Source organism: Priestia sp. ST2 (genome assembly GCF_055810735.1).
Window position 1 is genome coordinate 1,040,479 of sequence record NZ_JBVVNT010000001.1, and the last position, 17,477, is coordinate 1,057,955.

General features: G+C 39.5%; 18 protein-coding genes. 11 read left to right on the forward strand and 7 right to left on the reverse strand.

The genetic code is table 11. The features are described 5' to 3' along the window. Positions 1-309 precede the first annotated feature (309 nt). Positions 310-2,025 carry a putative bifunctional diguanylate cyclase/phosphodiesterase gene (locus AC0KUU_RS05330; protein WP_043978537.1) on the forward strand — a complete coding sequence of 572 codons (1,716 nt, stop codon included), beginning with the start codon at positions 310-312 and terminating at the stop codon, positions 2,023-2,025. A 256-nt stretch (positions 2,026-2,281) separates the two neighbouring features. Here the strand turns inward: AC0KUU_RS05330 and spoIIP are convergent, their stop codons facing one another. Beyond that, on the reverse strand, positions 2,282-3,466 hold the full coding sequence (gene spoIIP, locus AC0KUU_RS05335; RefSeq protein ID WP_043978539.1) for a stage II sporulation protein P: 1,185 nt from the start codon (positions 3,464-3,466) through the stop codon (positions 2,282-2,284). 190 nt (positions 3,467-3,656) lie between these two features. On the opposite strand from spoIIP, the gene AC0KUU_RS05340 reads away from it, so the two are divergent. Continuing rightward, positions 3,657-3,809 (forward strand): hypothetical protein, encoded by a 153-nt coding sequence (locus AC0KUU_RS05340; protein ID WP_013058513.1) that lies wholly within the window; start codon positions 3,657-3,659, stop codon positions 3,807-3,809. A 26-nt stretch (positions 3,810-3,835) separates the two neighbouring features. Here the strand turns inward: AC0KUU_RS05340 and AC0KUU_RS05345 are convergent, their stop codons facing one another. Further along, complete coding sequence (locus tag AC0KUU_RS05345; protein ID WP_043978541.1) at positions 3,836-4,222, reverse strand: VOC family protein; 387 nt, start codon at positions 4,220-4,222, stop codon at positions 3,836-3,838. A 172-nt stretch (positions 4,223-4,394) separates the two neighbouring features. On the opposite strand from AC0KUU_RS05345, the gene AC0KUU_RS05350 reads away from it, so the two are divergent. Then, complete coding sequence (locus AC0KUU_RS05350) at positions 4,395-4,922, forward strand: YcxB family protein (protein WP_043978543.1); 528 nt, start codon at positions 4,395-4,397, stop codon at positions 4,920-4,922. A 62-nt stretch (positions 4,923-4,984) separates the two neighbouring features. Here AC0KUU_RS05350 and AC0KUU_RS05355 read toward each other — a convergent pair whose 3' ends face one another. The 3 genes from AC0KUU_RS05355 to pruA all read right to left on the reverse strand — a co-directional run bounded on the left by AC0KUU_RS05355 (position 4,985) and on the right by pruA (position 8,517). Beyond that, the gene (locus AC0KUU_RS05355; protein ID WP_043978545.1) at positions 4,985-5,788 is read right to left on the reverse strand and encodes a YwqG family protein; all 804 of its coding nucleotides are present in this window, start codon (positions 5,786-5,788) and stop codon (positions 4,985-4,987) included. 172 nt (positions 5,789-5,960) lie between these two features. Beyond that, entirely contained in the window at positions 5,961-6,875 is a 915-nt protein-coding gene (locus AC0KUU_RS05360) for a proline dehydrogenase family protein (RefSeq protein ID WP_025750035.1), read from the reverse strand. Positions 6,876-6,948: 73 nt separating this feature from the next. Then, a complete protein-coding gene (pruA, locus tag AC0KUU_RS05365; RefSeq protein ID WP_280560108.1) occupies positions 6,949-8,517 on the reverse strand; it encodes an L-glutamate gamma-semialdehyde dehydrogenase in 1,569 nt (522 codons plus the stop codon). A gap of 533 nt (positions 8,518-9,050) precedes the next feature. Here pruA and AC0KUU_RS05370 point away from each other — a divergent pair. The 3 genes from AC0KUU_RS05370 to AC0KUU_RS05380 all read left to right on the forward strand — a co-directional run bounded on the left by AC0KUU_RS05370 (position 9,051) and on the right by AC0KUU_RS05380 (position 12,360). Further along, the gene (locus AC0KUU_RS05370) at positions 9,051-10,445 is read left to right on the forward strand and encodes an amino acid permease (protein WP_028409796.1); all 1,395 of its coding nucleotides are present in this window, start codon (positions 9,051-9,053) and stop codon (positions 10,443-10,445) included. A gap of 40 nt (positions 10,446-10,485) precedes the next feature. Then, entirely contained in the window at positions 10,486-11,874 is a 1,389-nt protein-coding gene (locus tag AC0KUU_RS05375) for an amino acid permease (RefSeq protein WP_016765133.1), read from the forward strand. Positions 11,875-12,246: 372 nt separating this feature from the next. Continuing rightward, positions 12,247-12,360: a YjcZ family sporulation protein gene (locus AC0KUU_RS05380; RefSeq protein WP_080781593.1), complete on the forward strand. Its 114-nt coding sequence runs from the start codon at positions 12,247-12,249 to the stop codon at positions 12,358-12,360. Positions 12,361-12,400: 40 nt separating this feature from the next. Here the strand turns inward: AC0KUU_RS05380 and AC0KUU_RS05385 are convergent, their stop codons facing one another. After that, positions 12,401-13,075, reverse strand: coding sequence for a hypothetical protein (locus AC0KUU_RS05385; protein WP_322552358.1), 675 nt, complete (start codon positions 13,073-13,075; stop codon positions 12,401-12,403). A gap of 482 nt (positions 13,076-13,557) precedes the next feature. On the opposite strand from AC0KUU_RS05385, the gene AC0KUU_RS05390 reads away from it, so the two are divergent. From AC0KUU_RS05390 to sigH, 3 genes are all read left to right on the forward strand, one after another. Next, entirely contained in the window at positions 13,558-13,758 is a 201-nt protein-coding gene (locus tag AC0KUU_RS05390; RefSeq protein ID WP_013058502.1) for a cold-shock protein, read from the forward strand. A gap of 77 nt (positions 13,759-13,835) precedes the next feature. Further along, positions 13,836-13,991 carry a DUF3934 family protein gene (locus tag AC0KUU_RS05395; protein ID WP_162837669.1) on the forward strand — a complete coding sequence of 52 codons (156 nt, stop codon included), beginning with the start codon at positions 13,836-13,838 and terminating at the stop codon, positions 13,989-13,991. 384 nt (positions 13,992-14,375) lie between these two features. Further along, a complete protein-coding gene (sigH, locus tag AC0KUU_RS05400; RefSeq protein ID WP_013058500.1) occupies positions 14,376-15,026 on the forward strand; it encodes an RNA polymerase sporulation sigma factor SigH in 651 nt (216 codons plus the stop codon). A 21-nt stretch (positions 15,027-15,047) separates the two neighbouring features. On the opposite strand, the gene AC0KUU_RS05405 is transcribed toward sigH, so the two are convergent. After that, positions 15,048-15,476 carry a hypothetical protein gene (locus tag AC0KUU_RS05405; RefSeq protein WP_230184428.1) on the reverse strand — a complete coding sequence of 143 codons (429 nt, stop codon included), beginning with the start codon at positions 15,474-15,476 and terminating at the stop codon, positions 15,048-15,050. Between the two features lie 252 nt (positions 15,477-15,728). On the opposite strand from AC0KUU_RS05405, the gene AC0KUU_RS05410 reads away from it, so the two are divergent. Together AC0KUU_RS05410 and AC0KUU_RS05415 are read left to right on the forward strand one after the other, a co-directional pair. Then, complete coding sequence (locus AC0KUU_RS05410; RefSeq protein ID WP_013058498.1) at positions 15,729-16,181, forward strand: MarR family winged helix-turn-helix transcriptional regulator; 453 nt, start codon at positions 15,729-15,731, stop codon at positions 16,179-16,181. Beyond that, entirely contained in the window at positions 16,150-17,349 is a 1,200-nt protein-coding gene (locus AC0KUU_RS05415; RefSeq protein WP_043978558.1) for an MFS transporter, read from the forward strand. The genes AC0KUU_RS05410 and AC0KUU_RS05415 overlap by 32 nt, the downstream gene beginning before the upstream one ends. Positions 17,350-17,477 lie beyond the last annotated feature (128 nt).

Here is a 17,477-nt window from a genome sequence, read left to right on the forward strand (position 1 = left end):
TAAGTGAAGAAAGTACACTTTCATTTCTATAAAAATCATTTTAATGGTACCATAGAAAAGTTGTGATAAAAGACATGGACAAACGAAACAATCTATCAATTTTTTCACGAACTTCTTGTAAGAAGTTTGTGAAGGTGAAAAGAGGAAAACAGTGATCCTACGCTTGCTATTTTAATAATGTAAGGTAATCGGACAGATTAATTCGTTATCCGTTACTGGTTAATTTGTATTCATTATTCACGATTCCTCTCTATCATTTCGTCATGGGTTTTGTTTTATCGTTAAAATTTTGATAAAGGTGTATAGGCTATGGAAAACAGGCATTTTGAATATAAATTTAAAGAAGCGCTGAAAAAACTAAATGATATTGAACTTGCGTTAAATGAATCATCGATTGTAGCGATTACGGATAGTCGCGGATTCATCAATCACGTGAACGATAAATTCTGTGAAATTTCTAAGTACGAAAGACATGAGCTTCTCGGTCAGGATCATCGTATTATTAATTCGAAACATCATTCAAGCTTGTTTTTTAAAGAGTTATGGAGCACGATCAGATCCGGTAAGGTATGGCACGGAGAAATAAAAAATAAGGCAAAAGACGGTTCGTACTACTGGGTGGATACAACCATTGTTCCTTTTTTAGATGAGCGGGGTAAGCCGTATCAGTACGTATCGATTCGCAATGATATTACAAAACGAAAAGCATATGAAGAAAAAATTAAGCAAATGGCTTATTATGATCCGTTAACCAATTTGCCTAATCGCTATTGGTTAAACAAGCAGCTGAAAAAACTGCTTTTAAATCGGGAATCTCCTGAACTGTTGGCCATTTTATTTTTGGATTTAGACCGCTTTAAATCAATAAATGATACGCTTGGCCATCATCACGGCGATGTGCTGCTGAGGCGCGTAGCAGAAAGGTTAAGAAAATGTATTCCTTCCTCTGATTTTATCTCGCGGCACGGGGGCGATGAGTTCATTTTAGTGCTGCATTCACTACAAACTGTTGAGGAAATTGAAGAAATGACCGAGCAGATTGTAAAAGAAATGTCGCTTCCTTTTTATATAGACGGAGATAAAGTGCTAACCTCTACAAGCGTTGGTATCAGCCTATTTTCAAAGGAATGTCAGCAGCATATTATTCCAAAAGACGCAGATGAACTAATCGACCGGCTGATCAAGCAAGCAGATATTGCGATGTATGTAGCAAAACGCAATGGACGAAACACATATGAAATGAGTTCGTCTTCATCTAATGAACGAATAATTAAAACAATCAGCATGGAGAATGAGTTAAAGTATGCGCTAGAAAGAGAGGAATTTCAGCTCGTTTATCAGCCGTTAATCGATTTAAAAACGTCTGATGTCATAGGGGCAGAAGCGCTTATTCGCTGGAATAGCGCAAAATTTGGTACCGTCTATCCAAATGAATTTTTGCCTATTTTAGAAGAAGTGGGTCTAATTGTGCCGGTTGGCAAGTGGGTGTTGGAAGAAGCGTGTAAGCAGATGAAAGCATGGACGGAGCTGAATTCACAAGCGAGTAAAATAGGAGTGAACGTATCACCTATTCAGCTGAAGTCCTCACGATTCGTAGCGGAGATGGAACAAATTTTGAAAAAAACGGGCCTTGAGCCGCACTTTCTGGAACTTGAAATCACTGAAAGCGTTATTCAAAACAGTCAAGAATCAAAAAAAGTGTTAAACCGTCTGCGGAGTCTAGGCGTAAAAGTGGCGATGGATGATTTCGGAACGTGCTATTCATCCCTTAGCTATCTCAAACACTTGCCGATTAATACGTTAAAAATTGATAAATCATTTATTGACGACTTAGACGAAGTTGGAAAAGTACTGGTGGAAACGATTATTCAAATGGGAAAGAAACTTAACTTTGATCTAACTGCAGAAGGAATCGAAAACGAAGAACAGCTGCAGTTTGTGACGGAGCAAGGCTGTCATATCGGTCAAGGCTATCTATTCGATAAGCCGCTTTCTCCCGAGGAAATGAGCCGTTTGTTGAAATGAAGGAAAATCCTATGTACGGAAAGAAGCTCTTTAATAGAGCTTTTTTTATGGTTTTTAATCGTATGTAAGGAGTGAGGAATTTGTGAAAGAGTACGTTGGAATCTGCACAGTATGTCAAAAGAACGTGTACTGTTTAGAGGGATTTTTAAACGGTGTGGTTGTTGAAGGGAAGCTGGTGTGCTTTGCGTGTGAAAAAGAGGAGAAGTGTGACTCTCATAAAAACAAAAACTAGCTACCTGGGGTAGCTAGTTTTTGTTTACTGCGCATTCACTTTTTCAGCTTGCCAGTAATACTCGCTGAACACATCAGAAAAAGCTTTGACGGTATTTGTGAGTTCTTCCATATTGTTGTCGACGCCCCCTACTTCAATTAAAATGGAGCGGTCGGATAAGTCTTGATTATATAGCCCGTTATTGCCGCTTGTTTTCTTTTTGCTTAATACTCCGCGACTAAGGCCTGGATATTTTTCCTCTAGTTTTTCATGAATCGCTTTGGCCATTTTCACGTTTTCATCAAATTTCGGGTTCGCTTCACCTAATACAATCATCATTTTAGCGTACGATTTGCCGTTGATAGCGGCCGTTGTTTTTTCTTGGCGCAGGGAATCACGATGAATATCAATTAAATAATCGACGTCTTTGTTTTGCTGAAGAGCCGTTTCCACGACGTTGCGAGACATCATATAGGCTCGTCCCGTACCCCAGCCTTTTTCATTCAGCTTTTGCGTCATATTAGTTGTATCTACTTCCGAACCGATTCCGTCTGCTTTTAATTCCATTCCTAGCATTTGACCAACGAGCGTGATGTTGGTTTTGTTATCAACGGCTTTATTTTCATTCGCTTCACCTTGCATACCAAGTAAAGGGAAATAAGATTCCCAGCTGTGCGTGTGGTAGATGTACACAACTTTTCTGTCTCCCGTACTTTGCTTGGCCTGTGCTTGAGACTGTTTTTTGCTTTCTTCGTACGTTTTGCTTTCAGCAGGATCCAAATCACGCTCCCCGGAAATGCTTTCGAGAGGAGGAGCCGATTCATGGGGAATCGTCGTATAATCCGTTCCTTCACCGGCTAATAGAATATGAGAATCAAAAATAGAAAAGCCGGGCAGTTCTGATCCAAATAGACTTCTTGTATCTGCCACGCGAATATTCGTCGCCAGCTGCAGGGCGACAGAAGAGAGAGGAGGCGGGGAGAAGTCTTCTTCAAAGGCATGAGAGAAATGATGGTTTTCCGTATGCATGAAGTAGAACAAGCTTTGGGCTTTATAATTTGATAGTGCTTGATAGACAACGTTTGAGCGCAGCGTATGCTGAAGAGTTGAATACGTGACGGTAAAAATAGCGGCTGATGTTAAAAGAACAAATAGTATAGCGATAATTAATGATTTATAAGAAAGGATCCAAAAAAGCTTTTTAGGCTTTTCAGTAAACTTGTTTTTCATAGAGTAAACCTCCTCTAATAAAATTTTGAAATCAGCGGATGAGAACTCTAAGAGGAGAATGTTATGTATCTACTATTTACTCTATTAAAAAGAAATAGAAATATGATAGAAACCATGGTATTTCACACAACATAAAAAAGTTTATAGTAGGGCATACTGTAAAAAAATGGTGCGTATTGGAGCTGGTTAGATGAACGACTCATGGGTTTATCATCATTTTATTAATACATTTTTATTTCCTTTAACAATGTTTGGCGTGGCATTTTGTGTGCTGGGGGTGTTGCTATACATGCTGTGGAAAGAAAAGCAAAAAGAAGGACCAAAAGAAAACAAGAGCTCTTAAATAAGAGCTCTTGTTTTGTCGAACATTCAGTTAGAAAAAGGGAGATTCACTTTCTCTAAGAACTCCATTCGGTTGCCAAAAGGATCATCCACGTAAATTCTTTCGACATCGGGAATGTTTTTGTCTTCTATAAAAGAAATACCGAAGTTAGTCAGATGATCTTTGAACGCAGGGAGATTTTTAACGTGAAAGCCTGGATGCGCTTTTTTTGCGGGTGAAAAGGCAGGTTCAACACCAATATGCAGCTGATAAGAACCAAATTCAAACCACACGCCGCCGCGCTTTTTTAGACTTTCCGGCTTTTCGATTTCTGTTAAGCCAAGAACGGTTCCGAAAAAATGTCGTGCTTCGCTTTCTGAATTTGGGGGTGCAGCTAGCTGAATATGATCAATATGCGTCAGTGTAAAAGTCATAAACATTCCTCCTTAAATAGTAGAGTACTAGTTAAGTTTACGTGATGTATACGTGTAAATAAATGACAAAAAGATGATGCTTTTCATAAGAAAAACTTATTATTTTATATACATATAACACCAAATGAGGTATATTTTATTTTGTTGTTATTTAGGAGAATTGGAGATTAATATGGAATATCACTATACGTTAACCAAAGATGATTACGTAGCTTTTAACATGCATCACGCTCAACATTCGGAAAGAGTACAAAAAGTGCTGAGAGTTCAGCGATGGATGTCGCTTATTTTTCTTCTTATTCCTTTGCTTGTTTCGTGGGTTGAAGGAGAATTTTTACTTGGCATGTTCGTAGCGTTTGCACTGCTTGCGGTGCTGTGGTTTTTATTTTATCCGAAGTACTTTTACGGAAGTATTAAAAAGAACATTGTAAAGGTAATAAATGAAGGAGATAACAGCAGTCTGACGGGTAAGCATACTATGATGGTTGCGGAAGATGGCTTGGTAGAGAAAAGCTCAAAAGGAGAAGTGAAGACTCCTTGGTCAAGCATCACTCAAATTAGAGAAACCGATGAACATATCTTTATTCTTGTTAGCGCAATGAGCGGATACGTTATTCCTACAAGCACATTTGCAGATGTAAAAGCGCTACAGCAGTTTAAAGAAACGCTGAATGCCGCAAGAGACGAAAAAACAGGCTGAGTAGTAAATAATAATAATGTGGAAAAACGCCCTCCTAGATACTTTTCTAAGAGGGCGTTTTTTTAACAGCAGTCCCAGTTGTATAAAACATCTCTAAAGTTACGGTTGCGAAGGTCTTTTTCTTTAATAAAGAAATTGGCCACACCCGCATCACCAAACATAATATCCGCTTCGTCGTCCATGGCGAATTGAAGAAGCAGAACATCGTATGCTCGCAGCGCTTCCTCGTAGTCTCGAGGATCGCTTTGAGTGAAAAAAGCGTATCCGCCCATTTTATGATACTCGCCCGTAAGCTCATCCCAGTAGATTTCTTCCGTTTCTTCATCTTCAAATAAATCTGATTCTATATCATTATATCGATAGTCAGTAGGGGAAACGGGTTCGATTTTTATTTCAAACTGTAAGCCTACTTCTTGAGGAATAGGGAACATATCCCGATCAATGTCTTCAAGATACGTAAAATCGGTTGTTAGCTTTTTTTCATCTGTGATTACGTCTTCATAAAAAACGACGCGAAAGTCTTTTTGAGCCGTAGGATGGTCAAAATCAAGGCCGTACATATCGCCCGTGCTTTCGTTATTAGCTCCGCAAATGAAAAATTGAAGCATGCCTTGAACGGGCATATTTTCATAGGAAGGTACTTCAGAAAAATTGATTTGTGCCATCAGGAGCATCGGCTTACCTTGAGAATCAAGAGGATGATTTGCTTCTAGAGGAAGGTAAGGGTTGCCGCCAAACTTGCTTTCATATAATTTTGGACTGTTCATAACCGTATTGATGTGGATGTAAGGCTTACATGTTTTTTCGATTTCTTTTCGGTAAGGTTCTAGCTTAGGAGGCAGTTCTAATTTTGATAGAGGATTCATATGTACTCTCCTTTTTGTTTGGAATAAAAAGAACGTTTGTTCGTATTTTTATTTTACCTTAATACATACTGAAAGAGAAGAGAAATCGTATAAAAAATCCCTTTGCAGAAGCATCTACAAAGGGCACAAAGAAATGATAGCGTTTTCATTAAGGGACTTACTAAATGATTGCTTATTTAGAAAAGAATCCTTTTAAAGCAAATGCGACGTTTTGCGGTCTTTCCGCTAAGCGGCGCATAAAGTAGCCAAACCAGTCGTTGCCAAATGGAACGTATACGCGCATTGTATAGCCTTCTTTTGCAAGGCTAAGCTGCATGTCTGTGCGGAATCCGTACAGCATTTGAAATTCAAACTGCGTGCGCGGGATGTTGTTTTTGTGAGCGAACTCTTTTACTTTTGCAATAATATTATGGTCATGAGATGCAATAGCCGTGTACGTCCCGCTCAGCAAATGCTCTTCAATAATTCGCATATAGTTCTCGTCAATTTGGGCTTTGTCTTGAAACGCCACGGTTGGTGATTCTTGATACGCGCCTTTTACCAATCGAAGAGGAATACCTTTTAGCTCTTTTACGTCTTGTTCAGCGCGGAACAGGTAAGCTTGAATAACCGTTCCAACATTATCAAACGTCTCGCGAAGCTCTCGTAAAATATCTAGCGTCATTTGACAGTGAGCGTAGTCTTCCATGTCGATTCGGACAAAGTTGTCGTATTTTTTCGCCGTTTCAAGAATGCGGCGCATGTTCTCAACGCAAAAACTGCGGTCAATATCTAAACCAAGCTGCGTCATTTTGACAGATAAGTTGCACGTTACACCGGCTTGCCCCATAGCTTCCAGCGTTCTGACATTATATTGAGTCGCTTCGATAGCTTCTTCTCTGCTTGAAACAAATTCCCCTAAATGATCAAGCGTACAAACAAGTCCTTTTTCATTCAGTTCCCGTACTTTTTTGATCGCATGTTCAATCGTGTCGCCAGCTACCACTTGAGCTGCACCAAAGCGAAGACCCCATTTTTTCGCTGCTTTGTTTAGCGCTTTATTTTGGGAAGCGTGAAGAAACACATTTTTAGATACCTCTGCTAACATAAATATCTCCCCCTATAGAAAAAAATCCCTTGTTGTTTTAAGATAGAGCAGCCTAAGGCTGCTCTACTGAGTATTAAAGCGTCGTGCTTGTTGTTTTTGCTTGCAGGTGCAGAATCAAGTAATCAGGACCGCCAGCTTTTGAATCTGTTCCTGACATATTAAATCCGCCAAACGGCTGGTACCCAACGATGGCACCTGTACAACCGCGGTTGAAGTAAAGGTTTCCGACGTGGAACTCTTCTTTTGCACGTTCGATGTGCTCAGGCGTATTTGAAAGAAGGGCACCTGTTAAACCGTAGTCTGTATTATTAGCAATTTCCATCATATGATCGAAGTCGCGCGCTTTGCAGAATGCTACGACTGGGCCGAAGATTTCTTCTTGCATTAAACGTGCTTTTTCATCTACATCTGCAATGATCGTAGGCTGAATGAAGTAGCCTTTTGAATCATCTGCTTCTCCGCCCGTCATTAAACGGCCTTCTTCTTTACCGATTTCAATGTACTTTGTAATTTTGTTGAAAGAAGCCTGGTCAATAACAGGTCCCATATACGTGTTCACATCTTCAGGACTGCCCATTGTTAATGTTTTTGTCAGCGCAACTGCTTTTTCAAGAACGATATCGTATACGTCTTGGTGAACAACTGCACGAGAGCCTGCTGAACACTTTTGTCCAGAGAAGCCAAATGCTGAATATACAATAGAAGAAGCAGCTAAATCTAAATCAGCATCTTTATCTACAACGACCGTGTCTTTACCGCCCATTTCAGCAATAACGCGTTTTAGCCAGATTTGACCAGGCTGTACTTTTGCCGCGCGTTCATAGATGCGGCAGCCTACTTCACGTGAACCTGTAAATGAAACGAAGCGTGTTTTTGGGTGATCTACTAAATAGTCGCCAATTTCGCTTCCGCTTCCCGGCACGTAGTTCAGTACGCCGTCTGGAAGGCCAGCTTCTTTCATGACTTCTACAAATTTTGCTGCGATAACCGGTGTGTTGTTAGCCGGTTTTAATAAAACTGTATTTCCTGCTACGATTGCTGCTGCTGCTGTTCCAGCCATGATCGCTAACGGAAAGTTAAACGGTGAAATAATAACGCCGACACCAAGCGGAATGTAGTTGAATTTATTTTCTTCACCGTCGCGGCTCTCCACAGGCGCACCGTCTTTTAGCTGCACCATTTGGCGAGCGTAGTATTCAAGGAAGTCAATTGCTTCTGCTGTATCAGCATCTGCTTCGTTCCACGGTTTTCCGGCTTCTTTCACAAGGTAAGCTGAAAATTCATGCTTGCGGCGGCGAATAATGTCCGCTGCGCGGAAAAGAATATCTGCTCGTGCTTCAGGCGCTTCTTTTTTCCACGTATTAAAGGTAGAAAGTGCTGCTTGCATTGCTTTTTCAGCCAAGTCTTGATCTGCTTTTGACACGCGGCCGATAACTTCTGTTTTATTTGCTGGGTTAATGGACTGAATTTGATCTTCTGTTGTAATTAATTCTCCGCCAATTACAAGAGGATAGTCCTTGCCAAGCTCTGATTGTACAAGTTCTAATGCAGATTCAAATGCATCTTTGTTTTGTGCAACCGTAAAGTCTGTGAAAGGCTCGTGTTTGTATTGTTTGATTTCGTTGATATTCATTGTGTTCATTTTCATTACCCCTTTTTTTAGAAAATTTTAAACATAATTAATATTCCAACACCCTATACCTGTATTATAATCACCTTATTATCGTTTTGTACATAGTTTTTTAACAAAAATGTTCAAAAAAATTTAAAAATAAACACTTTTGTTTAAAACGCCAATGAATCTATGGTTTTTATAGTGATTTTGAACAAAACGAAAAGAAAGGAGTGTCGGTAAAGGATAAGAAAAGATGTTTTGAAGTAAAGAATTACGATAGGGGAAAGAGTTTATCGGCAGTAAATTAAAATGATCTTCCTTTCAAAAAAACAATAGACAAAGTTGTTCAATATAAATTATCATATAATTCGAAAAGTAATTTTTGTCGAATGAAGCTGTCTTTTTCGTCAAGTGAAGGCTTTATTTGAATGTACAGATAAAAGGAGGGTAGAAAAACAGCAGCTATTTGTCCACATTGTTGTAAGGGCTTACATATTTAACGCGTGATGCGAAGAACGTGTAATTCTTTAAATGACGGTTCCTATAAGGAGGATTTTAACATGAGTCATCAACCGCCTGAGTTAAAAAAAGAATTAAAAATTCGACACATAACCATGATTTCTTTAGGGGGAATCATTGGTGCCGGTTTGTTCATTGGAAGTGGATCGCTCATTAACGCAGCGGGTCCTGGTTCCATTTTTTCGTACGCGTTTGCCGGTTTGCTGGTGATTTTAGTTATGCGAATGCTGGGGGAAATGTCTACGGCTAATCCTTCAAGCGGCTCGTTCGCCACGTATGCCAGAGAAGCGCTTGGACCGTGGGCCGGTTACACAATCGGCTGGCTGTACTGGTTTTTCTGGGTAATTGTTATTGCAGTTGAAGCGATTGCGGGTTCAACGATTATTCAATATTGGTTTCCGTCTTTACCGTCTTGGGGCGTGAGTCTCATCCTGACGTTTTTATTAACGTTAACGAACTTATACTCTGTTAAATCATTTGGTGAATTTGAATACTGGTTTTCACTTATTAAAGTAGTTAGTTTAGTGCTGTTTTTACTTTTAGGAGGAGCGATCATCCTCGGTTTAATACCGGGAGTAGAGTCTCCAGGAGCGTCAAACCTTCTTCATAGAGGAGGATTTCTTCCAAATGGAATCAGCTCCGTCTTTTTAGGAGTGGCGATTGTCATGTTTTCTTTTATGGGGACAGAAATTGTCGCAACAGCGGCTGGAGAATCGGCTCAGCCTGAGCGAGCAATCACCATCGCAACAAATACCGTTATTTATCGTATTTTATTTTTTTATCTTGGGTCTATTTTAATCTTAGTAACGATCCTTCCGTGGGATTCTTCAAGCTTGATGAAAAGTCCGTTTGTTTCGATATTGGAGCTGGTAAACGTTCCGGCAGCGGCTCAAATTATGAATTTTATCGTACTGACTGCTGTTTTGTCTTGCCTAAATTCAGGTCTATACACAAGTTCTCGTATGCTGTACTCAATGGCGCAAAAAGGAGACGCGCCGCGCATGTTTTTGAAGGTGAGTAAAAAAGGCATTCCGTTTAATGCCATTGTAGGATGTACCGTGATCTCTTACATCAGCGTTGGTTTTAACTATCTTTCACCTGATAAAATCTTTTTATTTTTAGTAAACGCATCGGGAGGCGTAGCGCTTCTTGTGTACCTTGTTATTGCTTTTTCACAGCTTCGCATGAGAAAGAAATACGAAAAAGAAAAGCCGGAAGCATTAAAAATCAGAATGTGGCTGTATCCTTATTTAACGTATGGAACGATTGCGGCAATCACAAGTATCTTTATTGCGATGGCATTTATTGATTCACTTCGCACTCAGTTTTATCTCACGCTGCTGATTGCTGTATTTGTGGTATGTTCGTACTTCTTTATAAAAAAGAAAAAAGATGATAGTTCTCTATCAGGACAAGGGAATAAAAGAATTTCTTAATAGAAGAGAAAATCATCACGAGGGGCTAGGGGGAAGTGAATTGGCAAACAAAGAGTTAAAAAGAGGGCTTGAATCTCGTCATATCCAAATGATTGCTCTTGGAGGAACGATTGGGGTAGGGTTATTCATGGGTTCAGCAAGCACTATTAAATGGACGGGGCCATCCGTCCTGCTTGCGTATGCTATTTGCGGCGTTTTTATTTTCTTTATTATGCGTGCAATGGGTGAGATGCTTTATTTAGAGCCAAGTACGGGTTCGTTTGCGACATTCGGTCATAAATATATTCATCCGTTAGCGGGTTATATCACGGCTTGGAGCAACTGGTTTCAATGGGTGATTGTGGGCATGGCAGAGATTATTGCAGTCGGAGCTTATATGCAGTACTGGTTCCCGCATTTACCGGCGTGGGTTCCGGGAATTGTCGCCATGGTCATTCTTGGTGGGGCCAATTTAATTTCGGTGAAATCGTTTGGAGAGTTTGAATTTTGGTTTGCAATGATTAAAATTGTCACGATTGTTCTCATGATTATTGCCGGTCTTGGCCTTATTTTTTTCGGTCTTGGAAACGGCGGCGAAGCGCTTGGCCTGTCGAATTTGTGGGCAAACGGCGGTTTCTTTACAGGCGGATGGTCAGGCTTTTTCTTTGCCTTGTCCCTTGTTATTGCTGCCTATCAAGGAGTAGAGCTTATTGGAATTACAGCAGGAGAAGCAAAAGATCCTAAAAAAACGTTAACAAGTGCAATTCAAAGCTTAATTTGGCGTATTTTAATTTTTTATATCGGCGCCATCTTTGTGATTGTAACGGTGTATCCGTGGAACGAGCTGGATTCACTCGGCAGTCCGTTTGTTTCTACGTTCGCTAAAGTAGGAATTACAGCAGCGGCGGGCATTATCAACTTTGTTGTCATCACAGCGGCCATGTCTGGGTGCAACAGCGGAATTTTCAGTGCGGGACGTATGCTTTACACGCTAGGTGTAAACGGTCAGGCTCCAGCCTTTTTCACAAAGGTCTCTCGAAACGGTGTGCCTATTTATAGTACCGTTGCGGTGATGATTGGCTTAGCGGCGGGCGTTGTCTTAAATTATATTGCACCGCCAAACGTTTTCGTGTACGTGTACAGTGCGAGCGTGCTTCCAGGTATGATTCCGTGGTTTGTGATTCTCATCAGTCAAATTCGTTTTCGAAAAGCAAAAGGAGCGGCGATGGATCAACATCCGTTTAAAATGCCTTTTGCTCCTGTGACGAACTACGTAACCATCGCGTTTTTACTTATGGTGCTTGTAGGCATGTGGTTTAATGATGAAACGCGCATATCGCTGATTGTTGGCATTATCTTTTTAGCTATTGTTGTGCTGAGCTACTATGTATTAGGTATCGGTAAGCGTACGGAAGTAAGGTCTTCTGAAAGACGTAAGCTAGTGAAATAAATGATTTTGTAAGAGAGGCTGAAAAGCATTTTAGTTTAAGGAGAAGATCCGAACGATGAATGTAACGCGTTCGGATTTTCTTATTGATATGGTGAACGTAAGTTTCAGCTTATGGATCTCATTTCTTCGTCTTTAGATTGAATTAATTTTGTATGTCTTAATCTCTTTTGGACAGAAAAGAAGAACCGAAATCAGCGCTTTTCTTAGGCTGTTTTCTTCTTTTATTAATGAGGTGCATGGCAAGAAGGAAAAAGAAAAAAGAAAAAACCAGAGTCAAAAGGGCGTGTTCAGGCATAAGATAATCCAACTCAAGCGAAATGCAAGCGGCATTTTTCTTGAGGAAAGAGTAACTAAAGAAAAGGAAGTGTTCGTATGTCTGGAAACGCTGGATGTGGATATGGATCTGGTTTTGCTTTATTAGTTGTATTATTTATTTTATTAGTGATCATCGGCTGCAGCTGCTACGGCGGAGGCTTTGGCTGGTAATTCACTCATTTAAAAAGCCCTATAAGGGCTTTTTCTATGCTTATAAATAACGTTTTTTTCCGTTTTGATAAATGTTGACGTGAAAGCCATTCATTTCCCCGATATAGAGTTCAGAGGGTAAATCAGCTACTTGGATAGATGAAGTAATTTCTACAGTTTGATACCCCTTTGATTCTAGCGTAACGGTATGAAGTTTAGGCTTATTCATCATTTGTAAAAAAGGCTGTTCATCTTCAAAAAAAGCGCGCTTATCGATTGCTACTTCAAACGTAACAGGCTTTGAACGGTTATTTTCAAAGGAAAGCTTGCAATTTCCCGTTAATATGGTTTCTCTTTTATTAGTCTCGAATGTGCAGTTGCTGTTTTCAGCATCGTAAGAAACAGCATACATTCCTGACAACACGGTCTTTTGCATGACTTCAATCATACACCCAGGGCCAGAAGTAACGATGAATGCAGCTAAAATTGTTAATTTTAAACGATGACGGCTTAAACTTTTATAAAGTAAAAAAAGACTTATTAAAAGCATGATTGCCCACGCATTGTTAGCATAATAGAATCCCGTCATTGTTTCTTCATCTCCATAGAGGGGAAGACCTAAAAAAGAAAAGACAGAATGACTGAGCGGCGTTGAATTAGGAAAAGGGATGTTTAAAATAAAAACAGCTAGTAAAAAGGTGAGTCCTTTTATCAAAAGTGATCGTTCACGAATCATGTTGTTCCTCCTTAGCTATAAATCACGTATCATTATATACTATTATTATCTTATTTTGTAATTAATGGTTATTTTATTGTGTGGGTGGAAAGAGAGTAGAAAGTAAATTGATAAAAAATGTGCATGTCCATTTATAAGGGGCATAGTTCTTAGAAAACAGGATATGAAATATTTATTTTTGTGGAGATCATACATATTGCTGAATGAAAAAGCCTTATGACGCATCACCGTTCAGAAATGTTAGTAGCCTCAAAGCTGCCCCGTAGGCTTTTAGCAGATACATAATTAGGATAAAGCCTGTCTTAGAACAGAAACTTGCTATTTCTAAATTGATATGTTACACTAAAGTTAATTATTTTTGTTCGGTATGAAATTGAAAGAAGAGAAATATTCTTCAATAGAAATTTTTATCTGGAAATAGTACGATTGAGCAAGGGTAGTAATATATTGCGTGGATTAATTCCACCACTGGAGGAAATAGTATGACTGAAGGTACAGTAAAATGGTTTAATGCAGAAAAAGGTTTCGGTTTCATCGAAATTGAAGGCGGAGAAGATGTATTCGTACATTTCAGCGCAATTCAAGGCGACGGATTCAAATCTTTAGACGAAGGTCAAAAAGTGACTTTCGACATCGAGCAAGGTCAACGCGGTGCACAAGCTGCTAACGTTGTAAAAGCATAATTTTATGCAATCCAAAAAAGACTCCGACTTTGGACGGGGTCTTTTTTTATTGTAGCAAACACGCAGGTAACGGAGGAATACGTATGAGTAAAGCAAAAGGTAAAGGCGGCACGGGGCGAGGCACCGGCAAAAAAGGGTGGAACCGCTGGCAGGCGAGTGCAAAAAAGAAGAAAAATGCAAAGCCTTATAAAAGCAAGGGAACAAAAAATGCTGATAAGCCGGAAGGCAACTAATCCTATATGCGCAGTATCATCTGCAACTTCGACTTACTCTGCTTGAGTAAGTTTATTTCATATGGAATTATTTTTTTATTGCTTTTTTGACAGATTGCTGTCACTATATGAAATAATAAAGTGATTTGTGTGAATTTTCTATAAAAATTGATTTTTTTTGCAACCACTTTCATATTTCGACAACCTTTTTGATTTTTATCGGTTATACTTCTTTATAATAGATTATAGAAAGATGCAGGGGAGCATAAAGTGAGAGAGGAAAGCGACAGTTTACCTGTACGCTTTTTACGTTTCTGGACCGTATTGCAGTAGCGTCGTAACAAGTAGATCATGCATCAGTTTAGAACACATCAAAACTCAACTAAGTGTAACGGGGGGATATGAGTGAGCGTAGGCATCGTAATTGAAAAAGTTCAAAATTATGCTATGTTAGAAGATCATGTTTTGGTTGAAATGGTTCACAGCGGAGATGAAAAATCATTGGAGTATTTAATCAACAAGTATCAAAATCTTGTGAGGGGTAAAGCAAGAAAATACTTTTTGATTGGTGCTGAAAAAGAAGATATTGTCCAAGAAGGAATGATTGGACTGTACAAAGCAATTCGCGACTTTAACGAAGACAAGCTAACATCTTTTAAAGGGTTTGCGGAGTTATGTATCACAAGACAAATCATTACGGCGATTAAAACGGCTACTCGTCAAAAGCACGGTCCGTTAAATTCGTACATTTCATTGGACAAGCCTCTGTATGATGAAGAATCAAATTATACGCTGATGGATATGATTCCTGGCGATCAAATTGCTAATCCGGAAGCGGTGCTGATTCATCAAGAAAAAGTGGAAGACCGCGAGTTAAAAATTGCGGAAACACTTAGTGAATTGGAAAGAAAAGCATTGACGCTGTATATGGACGGCCATTCATACGCTGAAATTTCGAAAGAATTAAATACGCACGTCAAGTCAATTGACAACGCGCTGCAGCGTATCAAAAGAAAGTTAGGTCGAGACGTAGAAAGCAGACAAGCTATTTCATAATGGGTAAAAAACAGCCGGACCTCAAAGGGGTTTCGGCTCTTTTTCACGGTCTTTTAAAATGTCTTGAATAATTTCAATATGAACAGAAGCCCACGATTGTTCACGGAAATGAAGAAACACGCTTGGAATGAGAATAAAAACATACAGCACCACAAAAATGATCCAAAGCCAGCTGCCGTCTTTAAATAAAAATTGCTGCAGCCGCTGCGAAAATAAAAAAAAGAGCCAAGGCAAAGCAGAAACAAGGATGGGAATGACGCCGGAGCCGTTTTTTTCTTTAGTCATTCGGTAATACACTTTTCGCAAAATAGCGCTGTCTAGCGTAAGGTAAAGCTGCCGGATTTCTTCCATTTCCGCTAATTCATCAATTTCTTCTGCGTTTTGGTTTTGATGAGCTGCTTTTTTCAGTTTAAGGTAGACTTTATGAGCATCGCCGCGCAGTGAAAACATATACCAGCCTCCCGCGTATTGTTTCGTCTTCTTTAACAGAGTTTGCAGGTGCATGTAAATATATACAAAAAGTTTCGTGATACGAAAGAATAAGAAAAAAGAAGTGAAAGCGTAAATCATTAGTAGAAAGTAAGAGAAAACAGCTGATTTTCGCCCTTTTTAGCCGCCTTTACACATCAAGTAGCAGCACATATACTAATAAAAGAACAATTAGTTACCTAGGTAAATAAAATGAAAGGTGAGGTGGGAAAAGTGAATAACTTGGTGTTTCATGAGCTTCATCAAAAGTCGAGATTGTCTATTAAAGAAGTAAATGAAGTGTTAAAAGCGTACGGGCTATACAGCTCGCAGTATTCAATTTTATTTTGTTTAAAGCGATTCGGCTCGATGACGCAAACGGAGATTTGGCAGTATTTAAATGTCGAAGCGCCAACGGTGACCCGCACGTTAACAAGGCTTGAAAAAAGCGGATGGATCGTTCGAAAAGCAGGCAGTGATAAACGAGAGCGCATCGTTTATTTATCTCCTCAAGCGAAGAAAAAACTTCCGGAAATTCAGCAAGAAATTGAACGTTTGGAAGAAAATTTGCTGATTGCTTTATCCGACAGCGAACAAGATCAGCTTATTTCGTTATTAAAGAAAATTTGTAAATCTACAGAAAAGGGTGAAATGAATGACGAACCAGCAGGAGCCAATCTGGACTAAAAGCTTTATCAGCATTGCGATTACCAACTTTTTTATTTTTGTCGTGTTTTATGCATTGCTGACGCTGCTGCCGATTTATGTATTAGACGCCTTAGAAGGCACGAGTACGCAGGCAGGGCTTGTTGTTACTATCTTTTTATTATCTGCGATTATTGTTAGACCATTTTCAGGGAAAGTCATTGAAAACATTGGAAAGAAAAAAACGCTCGTATTTAGTACCCTCATTTTTGCGCTTTCTTCCTTCTTATATATGTTCATCCACCATTTTAACGTGCTTTTATTACTGCGCTTCTTTCAAGGGATTTCATTCAGCTTAGCAACAACCGTCACCGGAGCGATTGCAGCGGATTTAGTTCCCGCTAGACGACGAGGAGAAGGACTTGGCTACTTCGGAATGTCAATGAACTTAGCCGTTGTTGCAGGCCCGTTTTTAGCACTAACGCTTCATCAATACATGGCATACAACATTATTTTCTTTGTATTTGGTGTGATTATGCTCGTTGGCTGGCTGTGCGGAATGATGGTCAAAAATCTTCAAGAAAACGCTGCTCCGTCAGTGAAGAAATCATTTTCACTGAGCGATTTGTTTGAAAAGAAATCCATGCCGATTTCATCTGTAGGTATTCTCGTTTCTTTTTCGTATGCAAGCATTATTTCTTTTATTTCTGTGTACGCACAGTCGCTTGGATTGATTAAAACAGCAAGCTTTTTCTTTGTCGTGTTCGCAGCTGCGATGCTGATTTCACGACCGTTTACAGGAAGATTATTTGATAAATCTGGCCCAAACATTGTGATTATTCCATCATGTATTGTCTTTGCGATTGGTCTATTTAGCTTAAGCCTCACACATTCTTCTTGGATGCTGCTGTTTTCAGGTGCATTAGTAGGACTAGGCTATGGAACGCTTCTTCCTAGTTTCCAAACGCTTGCGATTCAAGCGGCGCCTGCTCACCGAAGCGCATATGCAACTGCTACATTCTTTACGTTTTATGATAGCGGTATTGCGGTTGGTTCATTTGTATTAGGAATTGCAGCAGGTGCTTTAGGATATTCAAAACTGTACTTTGCGCTTGGTATTTTTGTTCTTTTGATTACACTTTACTACAAGTGGATTGCAAATTTACGTCAAAAACAAAAAGCAGCAAATATCCAGGTGGGCATGAAATAAAAAAGCTCGGCGTAATATGCGCCGAGTTTTTTTCTGGATTTTTTACAGGACTTTGGAAGGGAAGCATATTTAAGTCAAAAGGTACTAGCCAATTCCTATCCATCTGCACCATACTTTAACAGAGGAAC

Coding starts and splice junctions, on each gene's coding strand:
- AC0KUU_RS05330 (WP_043978537.1), top strand. CDS start 310: ATGGAAAACAGGCATTTTGAATATAAATTTAAAGAAGCGCTGAAAAAA.
- AC0KUU_RS05415 (WP_043978558.1), top strand. CDS start 16,150: ATGACGAACCAGCAGGAGCCAATCTGGACTAAAAGCTTTATCAGCATT.
- AC0KUU_RS05345 (WP_043978541.1), bottom strand. CDS start 4,222: ATGACTTTTACACTGACGCATATTGATCATATTCAGCTAGCTGCACCC.
- AC0KUU_RS05355 (WP_043978545.1), bottom strand. CDS start 5,788: ATGAATCCTCTATCAAAATTAGAACTGCCTCCTAAGCTAGAACCTTAC.
- AC0KUU_RS05370 (WP_028409796.1), top strand. CDS start 9,051: ATGAGTCATCAACCGCCTGAGTTAAAAAAAGAATTAAAAATTCGACAC.
- AC0KUU_RS05380 (WP_080781593.1), top strand. CDS start 12,247: ATGTCTGGAAACGCTGGATGTGGATATGGATCTGGTTTTGCTTTATTA.
- spoIIP (WP_043978539.1), bottom strand. CDS start 3,466: ATGAAAAACAAGTTTACTGAAAAGCCTAAAAAGCTTTTTTGGATCCTT.
- AC0KUU_RS05360 (WP_025750035.1), bottom strand. CDS start 6,875: ATGTTAGCAGAGGTATCTAAAAATGTGTTTCTTCACGCTTCCCAAAAT.
- pruA (WP_280560108.1), bottom strand. CDS start 8,517: ATGAACACAATGAATATCAACGAAATCAAACAATACAAACACGAGCCT.
- AC0KUU_RS05385 (WP_322552358.1), bottom strand. CDS start 13,075: ATGATTCGTGAACGATCACTTTTGATAAAAGGACTCACCTTTTTACTA.
- AC0KUU_RS05350 (WP_043978543.1), top strand. CDS start 4,395: ATGGAATATCACTATACGTTAACCAAAGATGATTACGTAGCTTTTAAC.
- AC0KUU_RS05405 (WP_230184428.1), bottom strand. CDS start 15,476: ATGTTTTCACTGCGCGGCGATGCTCATAAAGTCTACCTTAAACTGAAA.
- AC0KUU_RS05390 (WP_013058502.1), top strand. CDS start 13,558: ATGACTGAAGGTACAGTAAAATGGTTTAATGCAGAAAAAGGTTTCGGT.
- AC0KUU_RS05340 (WP_013058513.1), top strand. CDS start 3,657: ATGAACGACTCATGGGTTTATCATCATTTTATTAATACATTTTTATTT.